The 15573-nt window shown below is 54.6% G+C and carries 18 protein-coding genes; 15 read left to right on the forward strand and 3 right to left on the reverse strand.

Going from position 1 to position 15573, the window contains the following annotated elements; all coding sequences use genetic code 11:
- Window positions 1-39: 39 nt before the first annotated feature.
- From KGP26_RS24845 to sstT, 4 genes are all read left to right on the forward strand, one after another.
- Window positions 40-546, forward strand: a complete 507-nt coding sequence (locus KGP26_RS24845) for a M48 family metallopeptidase (protein WP_021806929.1) — start codon at window positions 40-42, stop codon at window positions 544-546.
- 89 nt (window positions 547-635) lie between these two features.
- A complete protein-coding gene (locus tag KGP26_RS24850; RefSeq protein WP_021806930.1) occupies window positions 636-1616 on the forward strand; it encodes a Gfo/Idh/MocA family protein in 981 nt (326 codons plus the stop codon).
- A 1-nt stretch (window position 1617) separates the two neighbouring features.
- Window positions 1618-2355, forward strand: a complete 738-nt coding sequence (locus tag KGP26_RS24855; RefSeq protein ID WP_209529531.1) for a glutamine amidotransferase — start codon at window positions 1618-1620, stop codon at window positions 2353-2355.
- Window positions 2356-2648: 293 nt separating this feature from the next.
- Window positions 2649-3884, forward strand: a complete 1236-nt coding sequence (gene sstT, locus KGP26_RS24860; RefSeq protein WP_021806931.1) for a serine/threonine transporter SstT — start codon at window positions 2649-2651, stop codon at window positions 3882-3884.
- A gap of 111 nt (window positions 3885-3995) precedes the next feature.
- Here the strand turns inward: sstT and KGP26_RS24865 are convergent, their stop codons facing one another.
- From KGP26_RS24865 to uxaC, 3 genes are all read right to left on the reverse strand, one after another.
- Window positions 3996-4604, reverse strand: a complete 609-nt coding sequence (locus KGP26_RS24865) for a YgjV family protein (protein WP_223664715.1) — start codon at window positions 4602-4604, stop codon at window positions 3996-3998.
- A gap of 76 nt (window positions 4605-4680) precedes the next feature.
- Window positions 4681-6171, reverse strand: coding sequence for a UxaA family hydrolase (locus KGP26_RS24870; protein ID WP_223664716.1), 1491 nt, complete (start codon window positions 6169-6171; stop codon window positions 4681-4683).
- Window positions 6172-6191: 20 nt separating this feature from the next.
- Window positions 6192-7604, reverse strand: coding sequence for a glucuronate isomerase (gene uxaC / locus KGP26_RS24875; RefSeq protein ID WP_223664717.1), 1413 nt, complete (start codon window positions 7602-7604; stop codon window positions 6192-6194).
- A 399-nt stretch (window positions 7605-8003) separates the two neighbouring features.
- Here uxaC and KGP26_RS24880 point away from each other — a divergent pair, with 399 nt between their 5' ends.
- The 11 genes from KGP26_RS24880 (at window position 8004) to KGP26_RS24930 (ending at window position 15502) form a co-directional block, all read left to right on the forward strand.
- Entirely contained in the window at window positions 8004-9302 is a 1299-nt protein-coding gene (locus tag KGP26_RS24880) for an MFS transporter (RefSeq protein WP_021180651.1), read from the forward strand.
- A gap of 117 nt (window positions 9303-9419) precedes the next feature.
- A complete protein-coding gene (exuR, locus tag KGP26_RS24885; RefSeq protein WP_021806934.1) occupies window positions 9420-10196 on the forward strand; it encodes a transcriptional regulator ExuR in 777 nt (258 codons plus the stop codon).
- A gap of 187 nt (window positions 10197-10383) precedes the next feature.
- Window positions 10384-10833 carry a hypothetical protein gene (locus KGP26_RS24890; protein WP_223664718.1) on the forward strand — a complete coding sequence of 150 codons (450 nt, stop codon included), beginning with the start codon at window positions 10384-10386 and terminating at the stop codon, window positions 10831-10833.
- A gap of 130 nt (window positions 10834-10963) precedes the next feature.
- Window positions 10964-11638, forward strand: coding sequence for a DedA family protein (locus KGP26_RS24895; RefSeq protein WP_021180653.1), 675 nt, complete (start codon window positions 10964-10966; stop codon window positions 11636-11638).
- The gene (gene mzrA, locus KGP26_RS24900; RefSeq protein WP_037376329.1) at window positions 11638-12009 is read left to right on the forward strand and encodes an EnvZ/OmpR regulon moderator MzrA; all 372 of its coding nucleotides are present in this window, start codon (window positions 11638-11640) and stop codon (window positions 12007-12009) included. The genes KGP26_RS24895 and mzrA overlap by 1 nt, the downstream gene beginning before the upstream one ends.
- Window positions 12010-12236: 227 nt before the next feature.
- On the forward strand, window positions 12237-12608 hold the full coding sequence (locus tag KGP26_RS24905) for a DUF1090 domain-containing protein (protein ID WP_021806937.1): 372 nt from the start codon (window positions 12237-12239) through the stop codon (window positions 12606-12608).
- 164 nt (window positions 12609-12772) lie between these two features.
- On the forward strand, window positions 12773-13078 hold the full coding sequence (locus KGP26_RS24910; RefSeq protein WP_021180656.1) for a YqjD family protein: 306 nt from the start codon (window positions 12773-12775) through the stop codon (window positions 13076-13078).
- A 2-nt stretch (window positions 13079-13080) separates the two neighbouring features.
- Entirely contained in the window at window positions 13081-13500 is a 420-nt protein-coding gene (locus tag KGP26_RS24915) for a phage holin family protein (protein ID WP_021180657.1), read from the forward strand.
- Entirely contained in the window at window positions 13478-13765 is a 288-nt protein-coding gene (locus KGP26_RS24920) for a YqjK-like family protein (protein ID WP_021180658.1), read from the forward strand. The genes KGP26_RS24915 and KGP26_RS24920 overlap by 23 nt, the downstream gene beginning before the upstream one ends.
- 278 nt (window positions 13766-14043) lie before the next feature.
- Window positions 14044-14439 (forward strand): DoxX family protein, encoded by a 396-nt coding sequence (locus tag KGP26_RS24925; RefSeq protein ID WP_024528174.1) that lies wholly within the window; start codon window positions 14044-14046, stop codon window positions 14437-14439.
- 76 nt (window positions 14440-14515) lie between these two features.
- Window positions 14516-15502: a glutathione S-transferase family protein gene (locus KGP26_RS24930; RefSeq protein WP_223664719.1), complete on the forward strand. Its 987-nt coding sequence runs from the start codon at window positions 14516-14518 to the stop codon at window positions 15500-15502.
- Window positions 15503-15573: the final 71 nt, after the last annotated feature.

The raw sequence follows: 15573 nt of genomic DNA on the forward strand, positions 1-15573 counted from the left end.
ACAATGCTCACCCCGGTTTACCACTGAATACTGAATAACATGTCTGAACTGAGCTACCTGCAAGGCTACCCCGATCATCTGCAAATGCAGGTGCAACAACTCATCCAGCAACAGCGTCTGGGCGAGGTTTTGTTGCAACGCTATCCGCAGGTTCATGGCTGCACCACCGACAAATCGCTTTATCAGTTTACCGTCGATCTGAAAAATCAGTATCTGCGTAATGCTCAACCGCTGAGCAAGGTGGCCTACGACAGCAAAATCCAGGTGATGAAGCACGCCTTGGGGCTGCATACCGCCATTTCCCGGGTGCAAGGTGGCAAGCTGAAGGCCAAAGCCGAGATCCGCGTGGCGACGGTGTTTAAAAATGCCCCGGAACCTTTCCTACGCATGATCGTGGTCCACGAATTAGCGCACCTGAAAGAGAAAGACCACAACAAGGCGTTTTACAGCCTTTGCTGCCATATGGAACCCAGCTATCACCAGTTGGAGTTTGATACCCGTCTGTATCTGACCCATCTCTCCTTGTTTGGTGAACTCTATGAATAATCAGCCTTTTTAAGCAAATATTCGCCTAATCTTTGCGGCGTGATAATCTGGTCCCCTGAGCTATCTTCCTGTGGAAACTGGAGTCACCCATGATTCGCTTTGCTGTTGTCGGCACCAACTGGATCACCGAACGTTTTATCGATGCGGCTCACGAAAGCGGCAAGATGAGGCTGACCGCCATCTATTCGCGTAAGCTCGAACAAGCGCAGGCCTTTGGCGCCAACTATCCGGTCGAACACTTCTTTGACTCGCTGGAAGCGCTGGCGCAATCCGACGTGATTGATGCGGTATATATTGCCAGCCCCAACTCTCTGCACTGCCAACAATCTCTGCTATTCCTCAGCCATAAAAAACACGTGATTTGCGAGAAGCCGCTGGCGTCAAATCTGCGCGAAGTGGAACAACTGGTGGCCTGCGCACGGGAACATCAGGTAGTGCTGTTTGAAGCGTTCAAAAGCGCCCACTTGCCCAATTTTCTTATCCTGCAACAGGCATTGCCGAAGATTGGCAAACTGCGTAAGGCATTTATCAACTATTGCCAATACTCCTCTCGCTATCCCCGTTACCTGGCCGGTGAAAATCCAAACACCTTCAATCCACACTTTTCCAACGGCTCGATCATGGACATTGGCTATTACTGCGTGGCCAGCACCGTGGCGCTGTTTGGTGCACCGCAGTCGGTATTGGCTAGCGCAACATTGCTCGATACCGGGGTCGATGCCCACGGCAGCGTGTGCCTGAACTATGGTGACTTTGACGTGGTGATCAGCCATTCCAAGGTCAGCAACTCTGACATTCCGAGTGAGATCCAGGGCGAAGAAGGTACGCTGGTGATCGAAAAAATCTCCGAAGCCCAAGGCGTGGTGCTGACGCCGCGCGGTGAAAATAGCCAGGTGCTGACCCAGCCACAACACATCAATACCATGCTGTATGAAGCGCAAGTGTTTGCCGAACTGGTGGAAAAACGGCAGGTCGAGCATGAGGGCCTGGAAAATTCCCTGATCGTCGCCAGCCTGCTGACGGAGATCCGCCGCCAGACCGGCGTAGTGTTCCCCGCTGACGGAGAATGAGATGAAACCGCTGTTGTTGATGCAAACCGGTGATGCACCGCAGATGATCCAGCAGGAGCAGGCCAACTTTGAGCAGATGTTCCTGCGACAGGGGAATATCGCCGCAGATCGAGTACATATCGTGCACGTTCTCGCCGGCGAGACGCCATTGCCTCCGGAAGATTACTGCGGCGTGGTGATCACCGGTTCAGCCGCGATGGTGACCGAACGGCTTCCCTGGAGCGAACGGGCGGCAGAATGGTTGCGCCAGGCAATGCAAATCAATCTGCCGATCTTTGGCGTGTGCTACGGCCACCAGCTTCTGGCTTATGCGCTGGGCGGCGAGGTGGGCTACCACCCGCAGGGCATGGAGGTTGGCACTCTCGAGATCGAATTATTACCCGCTGCCCGCTCGGATAAACGTCTTGCCACCCTGCCTGCGCGCTTCAACGTGAACCTGATCCATGCGCAAAGCGTACTAACGCCGCCGCCAGGGGCTGAAGTGCTGGCCCGCTCGCAACAGGACGCCTGCCAAATCCTGCGTTACGGCGATAACGCTCTGACCACCCAGTTCCACCCGGAGTTTAACGGGGCGATCATGCAGCGCTACCTGAGCTGGCTCAGCGAGTTGGAACCGGCCAAACAGCAAATTTATCAGCTTAAACAACAACAGGTTAGCGATACCCCGTTCAGCCAACTGTTGCTGCAGGACTTTGTCGCCAGCCTCGGGGCCCAGCAGCCGTTGGCCGGGCTCGGTTGAGGTTAGTCACCATAATCTGTTATCCGGGGCGCTAGACGCCCCGCGATTATTTGGCAAATAGCCATAAACGCCAAATGTTATGACGATCACACAAATGTAAACAGCATGTTATCAATCATTGATCCATGCAGGTAATTTCATCTTCTCCCCTTTCCAAGATCCCCCGTTTACTGAATACTGGCATGGCAAACATACTTAGTTACAGATATGACGATAAGTTGCCCGGCCACGTTTCAGCCGAGGCGCAGCAATCTGTACATCACATTCTCAGGGAGCGGAAACGCAAGCGCATCATGAATAAACTATTACGACGCATCACTCAGGGCAGCCTGGTTAAACAAATATTGATCGGCCTGGTAGCTGGCATTGTGGTGGCACTGGTTTCGCCAGCCGCAGCAGCAGCCGTTGGCCTGCTCGGCTCGCTGTTCGTTGGCGCGCTGAAGGCGGTGGCACCGCTGCTGGTACTGGTGTTGGTCATGGCCTCCATTGCCAACCATAAGCAGGGCCAAAAAACCAATATCCGCCCCATCCTGTTCCTCTACCTGCTGGGTACCTTTGCCGCCGCGCTGACCGCCGTGGTGATCAGCTTTATTTTCCCCTCAACGCTGGCGCTGGCCGTGGGCACCACCGACATCAATCCGCCGGGTGGCATCGTTGAAGTGCTCAAAGGCTTGCTGATGAGCGTGGTGGCGAACCCATTCCATGCGCTGATCAACGCCAACTATATCGGCATCCTGGCCTGGGCCGTGGGTCTGGGGCTGGCGCTGCGCCATGCCTCTGATAACACCAAATCGTTAATCACCGATATGTCCCATGCCGTGACTATGGTGGTTCGTGCGGTGATCCGCTTTGCGCCGCTGGGTATCTTTGGCCTGGTGGCATCGACCCTGGCCGATACCGGCTTCAGCGCACTGTGGGGCTATGCTCAACTACTGTTCGTGCTGATCGGCTGTATGCTGCTGGTGGCGTTGGTGCTGAACCCGCTGATCGTTTACTGGAAGATCCGCCGTAATCCTTATCCACTGGTGTTCACCTGCCTGCGCGAAAGCGGCGTTACCGCCTTCTTTACCCGCAGCTCCGCAGCCAACATTCCGGTGAATATGGAACTGAGCAGAAAGCTGAATCTGAACGAAGATACCTATTCGGTTTCTATTCCGTTAGGGGCGACCATCAACATGGCCGGTGCCGCGATCACCATCACCGTGTTGACGCTGGCGGCGGTTCATACGCTGGGCATTCCTGTAGATGTGCCGACTGCACTGCTGCTGAGCGTGGTTGCGGCGATCTGCGCCTGTGGGGCTTCCGGCGTGGCCGGTGGTTCACTGCTGTTGATCCCGCTGGCTTGCAACATGTTCGGTATTCCCAATGAAATTGCAATGCAGGTCGTTGCCGTCGGCTTTATCATCGGCGTACTGCAGGACTCGGCTGAAACCGCGCTCAACTCCTCCACCGACGTGCTGTTTACCGCAGCAGCCTGTCAGGCAGAAGACCAGCGTTTGGCCAATGAAGATCCGCTGAAAATTCGCTAAATCCCCTCACCCCAACCCTCTCCCACAGGGAGAGGGAGCTGTTAGTCCCTGCTCTTTTGCAAGTAGAAAGGCAATCTCAGCAAACTCGATCCCCCCTCATCCAATGAGTCACTACAATTTCAAATCCACTCGATCGGTCCCCTCTCCCTGTGGGAGAGGGTTAGGGTGAGGGGTCTGGCACTCTTCATCAGACGCCTTTTTTTCGACCGCAAAAGGATCGATGCCGCGCAGTTGCAGGCGGCGGAAGCGGATAATGTTGAAACCGTTCATCAGCAGGAAACTGCCTTCAATCAGCGAACCCCCGATCGAGCCAAGCCAGATGTTGTGGGTGACCCAACAGGCCGTTGAGCACCACATTACGCAGCGGGTGGTCAAACCCCGGGTGCGGAACAAGGCCCAGGTGCTGACGGTCGTGCCGCAAATCGGTAGCAGTTCGATCCAGTGGTGGAAGCGGGATAAACCAATGATCAGCGTAAGGGAGATAAAGATCCACATCACCCATAGGCTGCGAGTCTTCATCGAAACCAGGTTGCGGCAGGCGCTAAGCAGAGCGCTACTCCCTGCGGCATTCGCCCCCATCAGGATAAAGTGAATGCCGATAATCAGGCTGTAGCCCGACAGCTGCAGTTTGAAACGCTGGTCATCGCGATTAAAAAAGCTGGTGATACCGACCAAAAAAGCCAGCACGCCAACAGACTGCGCAAACCAATAAAACGTCATTAGGGAGATCCTGGGGCGGTAGTAGCAAGGCGTTTAAAACAAAACGCCGTTTTATGCTACTCCCGCCGGCTAGGCTTTACAACGTGACACCGCTTTTAAAGATCGCCAACTCGCGGAAATCATTCACTTCATTACGCGCCGGTGCCCCATCGGCAATGTCCACGATCAGATCGACAAACTGCTCCAGCATCTGCGCCATCGGCAAGCCGTGGATCAGGCGGCCTGCGTCAAAATCGATCCAGTGCGGCTTCTTCGCTGCCAGCTCCGAGTTGGTCGCCAGCTTCACCGTTGGCACAAAGCCACCGTAAGGCGTCCCCCGCCCGGTGCTGAACAGCACCATATGGCATCCGGCTCCCGCCAGCGCGCTGGTAGCGACCGCATCATTGCCCGGCGCACTCAGCAGGTTCAGCCCCGGCAGACGCAGGCGTTCACCGTATTTCAACACGTCCACCACCTGGCTCTGCCCGGCTTTTTGGGTACAGCCCAGAGATTTCTCTTCTAACGTGGTGATGCCACCCGCCTTGTTGCCCGGCGAAGGGTTCTCGTAAATCGGTTGGTTGTGGGCAATAAAATACTGTTTGAAGTCGTTGACCATGCTGACGGTTTTTTCAAAGGTCTCTTCATCACGGCAGCGGCTCATCAGAATGCGCTCGGCACCAAACATTTCCGGTACTTCGGTCAGCACCGTGGTGCCGCCGTTGGCAATCACATAATCCGAGAAGCAGCCCAATAACGGGTTTGCCGTGATCCCCGATAAACCGTCCGATCCCCCACATTCCAGGCCAAACTTCAGCTCGCTGAGTTTTCCCTGCTGGCGACGATCGTCGCGCATAATCTGGTATAACGCATGCAAATGTGCCAATCCGTCGGCAACTTCATCATCCTGTTGCTGGCAAACCATAAAGCGTACGCGCTGCTCATCAAACTCACCCAGGGTACTGCGGAAGGCATCCACCTGGTTGTTCTCACAGCCCAGGCCAATCACCAGAACCGCACCCGCATTGGGGTGACGCACCATATTTTGCAGCATGGTACGGGTATTTTCATGATCCTGCCCGAGCTGTGAGCAGCCGAAGGGGTGGCTGAACAGATGCACGCCGTCGATCCCTTCTGCTTCCCCGGTTTCCTTCAGAAAACTCTGCAGGATCTGACGGGCGATGCCGTTTACACAGCCCACGGTCGGGATGATCCACAGTTCGTTGCGGATCCCTACCTCACCGTTGCTGCGGCGGTAAATCTGTACGTCACGATCTGCCGCCTGCGCCGGTAAGGTCTGGAACTCCGGTTGATACTGGTAGCTATCGAGATCGCTCAGGTTGGTTTTGGCATTTTGCGAATGAATATGTTCGCCCGCAGCAATGGCCTCCAGCGCATAACCGATCGGCAAGCCATACTTGACGATCATCTCACCGGCAGCGATCGGTTCAAGGGCAAACTTGTGCCCCCGAGCAACGTCTTGCGCCAGTGTGATCGCCTGCCCTTCCCAGACAGGCTGGTCACCAGCCGCCAAATCACACAGTGCAACCGCCACATTATCTTTTGCATGGATTTTTATGATGCTTTGCATAAACCAACCTCGAGCTGTAACTACGCTAATTCGATAGCAAAATAGTGTTTGGCATTATCGAAGCAGATGTTTTTCACCATCTCACCCAGCAACGCAATATCCGCCGGTGCTTCGCCATCTTCCACCCAGCGGCCAATCATCTGGCACAGGATACGGCGGAAGTATTCGTGACGCGTGTAGGAAAGGAAGCTGCGGCTGTCGGTCAGCATGCCCACAAAGCGGCTAAGTAGCCCAAGCTGCGCCAACTGCGTCATCTGGCGCTGCATGCCGTCTTTCTGATCGTTAAACCACCAGCCTGAACCAAACTGGATCTTGCCCGGCGTACCTTCCCCCTGGAAGTTGCCGACCATGGTGCCGATCACTTCGTTATCCCGTGGGTTCAGGCAGTAAAGAATGGTCTTCGGCAACGCCCCCTGCTTGGCTTGAGCATCCAGCAGGCGCGACAGTGATTCGGCTACCGGCTGATCGTTGATGGAATCGAAGCCAATATCCGGGCCGATAGTAGTGAACATCCGGCTATTGTTATTACGCAATGCGCCGATGTGGTATTGCTGCACCCATTCGCGGCGCTGATATTCAGCAGCCAGGAACAGCAGGACGGCGGTCTTGAACTGGGCAACCTGCTGTGGCGTTGGCAACTCTCCGCTGAGGCGCTGGGCCAGGATCTTGTCTAGGGTTGCCTCATCGGCCTCGCCGTACATCACCACGTCTAACGCGTGATCCGAAACCTTGCAACCGTGAGCGGCAAAGTGATCCAGGCGTTTTTTCAACGCATCGCACAAATCGCTGAAGCGGCTGATGGACGTGTCTGCGGCGGCTTCCAGCTGTCGCATATAGTCATTAAACCCAGCGGCTTCAATATTGAAGGCCTTATCTGGGCGCCAGCTTGGCAAGACTTTGATATCGAAGCTGCTGTCGGCGGCGATGGTTTGATGGTGGCGCAGATCGTCGATCGGATCGTCAGTGGTGCCCACCATTTTCACCTTCATCTGTTTCATGATGCCGCGAGCGCTGAAAGCCTCCTGCGACAACAGTTCATTGCCGCGCTGCCAGATTTCATCTGCGGTAGTCGGGGAGAGCAGCTTGCCGGTGATGCCAAACGGGCGGCGCAGTTCCAGGTGCGTCCAGTGATACAGCGGGTTGCCGATGGTATGCGGCACCGTTGCCGCCCAGGCATCAAATTTTTCACGGTCAGAGGCATCGCCGGTGCACAGGCGTTCAGCCACGCCGTTGGTGCGCATCGCGCGCCACTTATAGTGGTCGCCCTTCAGCCAGATATCGTACATGTTTTTAAAACGAGTGTTTTCGGCAATCTGTTGCGGTGGCAAATGGCAGTGATAGTCGAAAATAGGCTGATCCGCTGCATAGTCATGATATAGGCGGCGGGCAAATTCACTGTCTAACAAGAAATCATCGCTCAAAAACGTGGCCATTGTGGGTTCCTCACCTTTTGTCCTGGCTAGCCTTGCTGTCAACTTTCTGAAAGTTATCACACCAATTTATCGTAGAGTCTAGCTAAATTTCACCTGGGTTAACCCATCATGAGGGCTTCCAAATGCCTATTCAAACAACCCCCTATTAAATCAATGCCATATGATGCCAAGCATTATCACTTAAAAAAATAATGGTTTTTGTGATATCACTCAACCTTTAAATCTGTATGACAAGTTATCTTCTCGCCACCCTGCTACTGGTTTATAACCACGGTTCGATGACAACGCGCAGGGCGGCGTCGGTAAGCGGAATACCGGCAACCAGATGAAAGGGAATCACCACCATGACCGCCGCGGGCTTGCCGGTGGCCGAAATATTAAGACTGGGAGAGATTTGGGATGCGTAAAATTAAAGGCTTACGCTGGTATATGATCGGCCTGGTGACTATCGGCACCGTGCTCGGTTATCTGACCCGCAATGCGATGTCCGTCGCCGCCCCCTCGCTGGAAGGTTCACTGGGGATCACGACCCAACAGTATTCCTATATTGTTGCCGCCTATTCAGCCTGCTATACCCTGATGCAGCCCGTTGCAGGCTATATCCTCGACGTGCTAGGCACTAAAATCGGCTATGCGATGTTTGCCATCCTGTGGGCCATCTTCTGTATGGGCACCGCGCTGGCCAACAGCTGGGTCGGTCTGGCGATGGCCCGTGGTGCGGTTGGTATGGCCGAAGCGGCGATGATCCCTGCCGGGCTGAAAGCCAGTAGCGAATGGTTCCCGGCCAAAGAGCGCTCCATCGCGGTGGGTTACTTTAACGTCGGCTCCTCGGTGGGCGCGATGCTTGCTCCCCCCTTGGTGGTCTGGGCGATTGTGGCACATAGCTGGGAAATGGCGTTTATCATTACCGGTGTCCTGAGCCTGATCTGGGCCATCTGCTGGCTGATCTTCTATAAACACCCGAAAGACCAGAAGAAACTCAGTTCCGAAGAACGTAGCTACATTCTGGATGGTCAGGAAGCGCACCACCAGACCAGCAATGCCAAGAAGATGTCCGCCTGGCAGATCCTGCGTAACCGCCAGTTCTGGGGTATTGCGTTACCGCGTTTCCTGGCAGAGCCCGCCTGGGGGACCTTCAACGCCTGGATCCCGCTGTTCATGTTCAAGGCTTACGGCTTTAACCTGAAAGAAATTGCCATGTTCGCCTGGATGCCGATGCTGTTCGCCGATTTCGGCTGCATCCTGGGTGGCTATCTGCCGCCATTCTTCCAAAAGCATTTCGGCGTCAACCTGATCGTCTCACGCAAACTGGTGGTCACCCTGGGCGCTGTACTAATGATTGGCCCAGGCATGATCGGCTTGTTCACCAGCCCTTATGTCGCCATCGCCTTACTGTGCATCGGGGGCTTTGCCCACCAGGCACTTTCCGGCGCGCTGATCACCCTGTCGTCGGACGTCTTTGGCCGCAACGAAGTCGCTACCGCCAACGGGCTGACAGGTATGGCTGCATGGACGGCGAGCACCATGTTCGCTCTGGTGGTTGGCGCATTGGCTGACACCATAGGCTTCAGTCCGCTGTTCGCCGCCCTGTCGGTGTTCGATATTCTGGCCGCCATCGTGATCTGGACCGTGCTGCAAAACAAGCCGGTTTCCGAGCTGGAACAGGAGCGATTACAAACGGCAAATGCCAGCAGTTAACCCCCACAGCCCGGCCTTTGTGCCGGGCTTTTCGCATCTGACTCGCTAGCAGCCACAACGGATAAGTGGTATAACAGGTCCTATGGCATCACGCCCTTCTACCACCGAGTATTCACTATGGAATTCACTGAAACCAGACGCCTTTATCAGCAATTGGCCGCCGAACTAAAACGGCGCATTGAGGGCGGGGTCTACCCTGTCGGTGAGAAACTGCCAGCCGAGCGTTATATCGCAGAAGAGATGAACGTTAGCCGCACCGTGGTGCGTGAGGCGATCATCATGCTGGAGGTAGAAGGTTACGTAGAAGTGCGCAAAGGCTCGGGCATCCATGTGATCTCCAACCAGCAGAAGCACCTGGTGGTACCGGGCGAAAGCCTCGAATTCGCTACGTCTGGGCCTTTTGAACTGCTACAGGCCCGCCAGTTGATCGAAAGTAACATCGCCGAGTTCGCCGCCACCCAGGTGACCAAGCAGGATATCGTCCAACTGATGGAGATCCAGGAGCAAGCGCGCAAAGAGGATCGCTTCCGCGATTCGCAGTGGGATCTCAAATTCCATGTGCAGGTCGCGCTGGCGACCCAGAATACCGCCATGGCCACCATAGTGGAAAAAATGTGGGCTCAGCGTGTCAGCAACCCTTACTGGATCAAACTGCACGAACACATCGATGAGCGTTCCATTGCCAGCTGGTGCGACGATCACGATGAGATCCTTAAAGCGCTGATACGTAAAGATCCTCACGGTGCCAAACTGGCCATGTGGCAACATCTGGAAAATACCAAGCAGATGCTGTTCAATGCCACCACCGACGATTTCGAATACAACGCCGATCGCTACCTGTTTGCCGAGAATCCGGTGATCCATTTGGATAACATGGCCACCCCCACCAAATAGGATTTTGGCGTCAAGAAATCGTACCGAATGTCAGGTATTGTAAAAACGGCTGAATCGATCCCGGTACAGCCGCCCACTGCGCGATATTTCCCCAGCGACCGCGTAGATTTCCCTGTTGCCAATCGTGCTATTTTGGTAGAGTTAGCCCACTTTTTTATCGACTGACTTTGGGGTGGAACGCGAATACATGCGCTGGTTGTTTGCCATGCTTATTGCTCTTTCCTGCTGGACCGTTTCGGTCTCCGGCCCAAAGCTCTATGCAGCACAAACCGCAGCCTTAGCCTCCGCGTTAAATGCTCAGGCATTACTTGATGAGCATGTGGTTTCCCCCTACGATCAGGATTACCGTCCGCACAGTGAACTCCGCCGCAAGCCCCTCAGCAAACTACTGCTGTCTTTGCCCCAGATGCATTCCTACCCCAGCTCGTTGCAGGCCCCGTCCCAGTCGGTTCCGGCCTATACTTTAGCAACGGATCTGGGCTACCGCCTGTGGCCTCAACCGCAGGCAGATAACCCAGCCCCTAACCGGTTGCGGCAGGTCAATTGGACGCTGAACTTCCCGCAGCAGCAAAGCAGGCTCGGGGGTTGGAAAGAAAGCAACATACTTTACCGTGGCTCGCTAACGTATCACTCATGATCCGGTGTCGCCCCATTAGAACCAAAGAATAAAGCAACACCGTTCATCATCTTCAGCAGCCAGGGCCTCCGCGAGCTTACCGCCCCCAGCTGCTGAACGAAAATAACAATGACGTTTTTAGGAACACCGGATGGATATCATTAAGCAACTATTGGATGCCTTATGGCAGCAAGACTTTGAAACGCTGGCCAACCCCTCGTTGGTCTGGACGCTGTACGTCTTGCTGTTTATGATTTTATTTCTGGAAAATGGCCTGCTGCCCGCCGCCTTCCTGCCGGGTGATAGCCTGCTGATCCTGGTCGGCGTCCTGGTCGCCAAAGGCACCATGAATTTCCCGGTGACCATTCTTATCCTGACCACCGCAGCCAGCCTGGGGTGCTGGGTTAGCTACATACAAGGCCGATGGCTAGGCAATACGCCTACGGTACAGGGTTGGCTAGCTCATCTACCGGCCCATTACCATCAGCGTGCCCACCAGTTGTTCCACCGTCATGGCCTGTCGGCCCTGCTGGTTGGCCGTTTCCTGGCTTTCGTCCGTACGCTGTTGCCTACCATTGCCGGGTTGTCTGGTTTGAGCAACGCACGCTTCCAGTTCTTTAACTGGATGAGCGGCCTGCTGTGGGTTCTGATCCTGGTATCGGTCGGTTTTGCCCTCGGGAAAACCCCGATGTTCCGCAAGTATGAAGACCAGTTGATGTTCGGCCTGATGATGCTGCCACTGGTGCTACTGGTCGCCGGGCTGGTCGGTTCTCTGGTGGTACTGTGGCGTAAAAAGCGCGCCGACCGTGCAGGGAAAGACGCGTGATAGCCAAACGCCCCCGCTGGCAATACGCACTGCTGCTTTCATTGCTATTGCTGGCATTGGCCGCCGTGCTGGCGCCATACATTTTACGTACGGAAAACGAGCTGCGTATTCATGCGGCTCAGCAGGGTCTATCGTTGCCAGATGGTTTTTACGTCTATCAGCGCCTGGATGAACGCGGTATCCGCATCAAAAGCATTACGCCTGAGGGCGATGGCCTTGTGATCCGTCTGGATTCCCCTGAGCAACAGTTGCTGGCCCGCGAAGCCCTGGAAAACATCCTGCCCCCCGGTTATACCATTGCCCTGAACGAGTCTCCTTTCCCCGGCCGCTGGGTGCGTAAATTTGCACGTACGCCACTTGATCTGGGATAATCCCTTCACATTGCAGGGATTGCCTTAGCGGGCGCAGCATACAGCGCCCCTTCACATTGAGCCGAATGAGAAATACCGGCAGTCTCAACTTTTGGGGTTCTACGCAATTTATGACTATGCTGTTTGTCTGCATGGGTCAGCCGCGTAGGCCGCCTATCGCACTGCCCCTTGGGCAGCAGGAAACCGGGAGCATCCTTGTTATCTCCCAGCATTAAGGAATTGAAATCATGAAATTACGCCACACTTTGTTACTGGCTATTCCCCTGTTCACTTTTTCTGCGCTTTCACAGGCAGCGGCCGAGACTTGTGCCAGCAAAGCCCAGGAGATCCAGACCCAGATCGATTATGCCACTAAACACGGCAACAGCCACCGCGTGGCAGGCCTGCAAAAAGCCCTGAGCGAAGTACAAACCCACTGCACCGAGTCCGGTTTACAAGCCGATCGCCAGAAGAAGATTGCTGATAAGCAGGAGAAAGTGGCCGAGCGTGAGCAGGAGCTGAAAGAGGCTCAGGAAACCGGCAAGGCAGATAAAATCGCCAACAAACAGAGAAAGCTGGCAGAAGCTCAGGCTGAGCTGAAAGCCGCGCAGGCCGAATAATTTTTTATATTAGCGGATTTATCGCTAAGAGCCCCATCTGGCGGGATTTTACCAGCCTATAATGACATTGGTTAGTGATATCCACCGGGGATAAGCCCTTTGCTTAAGTGAATAAATCCGCTATGTTAAAAGTCTGTCGAAGTTAATGTTAAGGAGTTATCGAAATGGCACATGATTCACATGCAGAAAATTTACGCGCTGAACTGAAGTCCCTGGCCGATACGCTGGAAGAAGTGCTGAACTCTTCCACCGATAAACCTAAAGCTGAACTGGACAAACTGCGCTCCAAAGCAGAAGGCGCACTGAAAGAAACCCGTGCCCGTCTGAGCGATGCTGGTGACAAACTGGCTCACCAAACCAAGCAGATGGCCGGCCAGGCCGATGATTACGTGCGTGAAAACCCGTGGACCGGTATCGGTATCGGCGCCGCGGTTGGCGTGGTGTTAGGCGTTCTGCTCGCGCGCCGCTGATTATGGCAGAGCAGCCGCAAACGCGCGCTCAGGGCCCCGGTAAAGGGGTCCTGGATATCGCCCAACGGATTGTCACCATTATGGTCGGCATGGTGGAAACCCGGGTGCGTCTGGCCGTTATCGAGCTGGAAGAGGAGAAAGCCAACCTCATTCAGTTGCTGATGATGGCGGGGCTTACCCTGCTGTTTACCGCATTCGGCCTGATGAGCCTGTTAATCCTCATCTTCTGGGCCATCGACCCCGCTTATCGCCTGATGGCGTTGGGCACCACTACCGCCGTTCTGCTGTTCCTGGCCGTTGTGGGGCTTGTCTGGACACTGTCCAAGGCTCGCCGTTCGACACTGTTAGGGGCAACACGTCAGCAATTGGAACTCGACCGTGCTGAACTGGAGGAGAAACATGAATCGCCGCCAGTACCGTGAACGCAGAAAAGAGCAACTCATCCGGCAGATCCAGCAACAACGTCTGGATCTGGCCGCCAACAAAAGCCAGTGGCTGCAAAAGACCGAATCCTTTGATCGCAGCTGGCAGACCTTATATGGGCTGCGTAAATATATGGCTATTGGCTCCAGCGTGATTGCGCTGTACGGCATACGCCATCCTAGCAAATTGATCCGCTGGTCACGGCGGGCGCTCAGCGTCTGGGGCACCGTTCGTCTGATCCGTAACACCCTTCCCAAAAAATAACCGCGCCGTAACAGGTTCAATTATCCCGTTGGTAATCCCTTTTATTTACGTGGATTTTATCCAAGCATGCCTTAACAATCGTTAATTAAATGATTTATAACTACTTTTATCGATTTTTTAATATTCAGATTTTTTGAAAAATTACGACAGTTTTACTTGCTAACAACCCGCAGCATTCCCGTCTAACATTCACTCCATCAACCGGACATGGCGGCTACAGGCCCCCTGGCGGTACCAATGCCAAGATTGGCAAGCAACAACACTTTTTGGAGTTAATGATGAAGAAATTAGAAGATGCAGGTTTGCTGGTTGCTCGTATTCTGATGCCAATCCTGTTTATCGTTGCAGGTTACGGCAAAATGGGTGACGCCTATGCTGGCACCCAACAATACATGCAGTCTATGGGCGTACCTGGCTTCTTGTTGCCACTGACCATCCTGCTGGAGTTCGGCGGTGGCCTGGCAATCCTGTTCGGCTTCCTGACCCGTACCGTGGCGCTGTTCACGGCCGGTTTCACCATTCTGACCGCTCTGCTGTTCCACACCAACTTTGCCGAAGGCGTGAACCAGCTGATGTTTATGAAAAACCTGACCATTGCCGGTGGCTTCATCGTGCTGGCGGTTGCAGGCCCTGGCGGCTTCAGCATTGACCGCATTTTGAACAAAAAGTGGTAAGCTTATAGTATCGACGAAAGGCTCGGCTCAACGCCGGGCCTTTTGACTTTTTCTCTCAGACACATTGGAGGATCTCATGGGACAACTCGTTGATGGCGTTTGGCAAGACACCTGGTATGACACCAAATCCACCGGGGGCCGTTTCAAACGTTCAACCTCACAGTTTCGCAATTGGGTCACGCCGGACGGCGCTGCGGGAGAATATGGCAAGGCCGGTTTTAAAGCCGAGCAAGATCGCTACCATCTGTACGTTTCCCTGGCTTGCCCTTGGGCACATCGTACTCTGCTGATGCGCAAGCTGAAGGGACTGGAGCAAATCATTCCGATTTCCGTGGTACATCCATTGATGTTGGAAAACGGCTGGACCTTCGGCCAGGATTTCCCTGCTGCAACCGGTGATGCGCTGTATCACTCCGATTTTCTTTATCAGCTCTATCTACGGGCCGATCCGCAGTACAGTGGCCGCGTTACCGTGCCAGTGCTGTGGGATAAACAGCAACAGACCATCGTCAGCAATGAGTCTGCCGATATCATCCGCATGTTGAACAGCGCTTTCGACGCCGTCGGCGCACGAGCTGGAGATTACTATCCGGCAGAGCTGCGTGAAAAGATCGATTCGCTCAACGGCTGGATTTACGATTCGGTGAACAACGGGGTGTACAAGGCCGGTTTTGCTACCAGCCAGGAGGCCTATGACGAAGCGGTGAACGGCGTGTTTGCCTCTTTGGATCAGTTGGAGCAGATCCTCAGCCAGCACCGTTATCTGACCGGTGATCGACTTACCGAGGCCGATCTCCGCCTGTGGACTACACTGATCCGTTTCGATCCGGTCTACGTCACTCATTTCAAATGCGACCAGCGCCGCATCAGCGACTATCTCAACCTGTACGGCTTCCTGCGCGATATCTACCAGATGCCGGGGATTGCCGAAACGGTGGATATGGCGCATATCCGCAACCACTATTATCGCAGCCATGCCACCATCAACCCCCACGGGATCATTTCGATCGGCCCCGCGCAGGATCTGGATGAACCCCACGGGCGCGATGTACGTTTTGGTTGATTGCAGATTGCTGCGAGTCAGGGGAGCCGGCAATCGCGGTTCCCCTCACCCCAACCCTTATGTCTTGATCT

Origin of the sequence: Serratia sp. JSRIV002, from assembly GCF_019968725.1 — a bacterium.
Classification (GTDB): domain Bacteria; phylum Pseudomonadota; class Gammaproteobacteria; order Enterobacterales; family Enterobacteriaceae; genus Chania; species Chania fonticola_B.

Coding starts and splice junctions, on each gene's coding strand:
- KGP26_RS24920 (WP_021180658.1), top strand. CDS start 13,478: ATGAATCGCCGCCAGTACCGTGAACGCAGAAAAGAGCAACTCATCCGG.
- KGP26_RS24845 (WP_021806929.1), top strand. CDS start 40: ATGTCTGAACTGAGCTACCTGCAAGGCTACCCCGATCATCTGCAAATG.
- sstT (WP_021806931.1), top strand. CDS start 2,649: ATGAATAAACTATTACGACGCATCACTCAGGGCAGCCTGGTTAAACAA.
- exuR (WP_021806934.1), top strand. CDS start 9,420: ATGGAATTCACTGAAACCAGACGCCTTTATCAGCAATTGGCCGCCGAA.
- uxaC (WP_223664717.1), bottom strand. CDS start 7,604: ATGGCCACGTTTTTGAGCGATGATTTCTTGTTAGACAGTGAATTTGCC.
- KGP26_RS24895 (WP_021180653.1), top strand. CDS start 10,964: ATGGATATCATTAAGCAACTATTGGATGCCTTATGGCAGCAAGACTTT.
- KGP26_RS24880 (WP_021180651.1), top strand. CDS start 8,004: ATGCGTAAAATTAAAGGCTTACGCTGGTATATGATCGGCCTGGTGACT.
- KGP26_RS24910 (WP_021180656.1), top strand. CDS start 12,773: ATGGCACATGATTCACATGCAGAAAATTTACGCGCTGAACTGAAGTCC.
- KGP26_RS24930 (WP_223664719.1), top strand. CDS start 14,516: ATGGGACAACTCGTTGATGGCGTTTGGCAAGACACCTGGTATGACACC.
- KGP26_RS24850 (WP_021806930.1), top strand. CDS start 636: ATGATTCGCTTTGCTGTTGTCGGCACCAACTGGATCACCGAACGTTTT.
- KGP26_RS24855 (WP_209529531.1), top strand. CDS start 1,618: ATGAAACCGCTGTTGTTGATGCAAACCGGTGATGCACCGCAGATGATC.
- KGP26_RS24905 (WP_021806937.1), top strand. CDS start 12,237: ATGAAATTACGCCACACTTTGTTACTGGCTATTCCCCTGTTCACTTTT.
- KGP26_RS24865 (WP_223664715.1), bottom strand. CDS start 4,604: ATGACGTTTTATTGGTTTGCGCAGTCTGTTGGCGTGCTGGCTTTTTTG.
- KGP26_RS24915 (WP_021180657.1), top strand. CDS start 13,081: ATGGCAGAGCAGCCGCAAACGCGCGCTCAGGGCCCCGGTAAAGGGGTC.
- KGP26_RS24870 (WP_223664716.1), bottom strand. CDS start 6,171: ATGCAAAGCATCATAAAAATCCATGCAAAAGATAATGTGGCGGTTGCA.
- KGP26_RS24890 (WP_223664718.1), top strand. CDS start 10,384: ATGCGCTGGTTGTTTGCCATGCTTATTGCTCTTTCCTGCTGGACCGTT.
- KGP26_RS24925 (WP_024528174.1), top strand. CDS start 14,044: ATGAAGAAATTAGAAGATGCAGGTTTGCTGGTTGCTCGTATTCTGATG.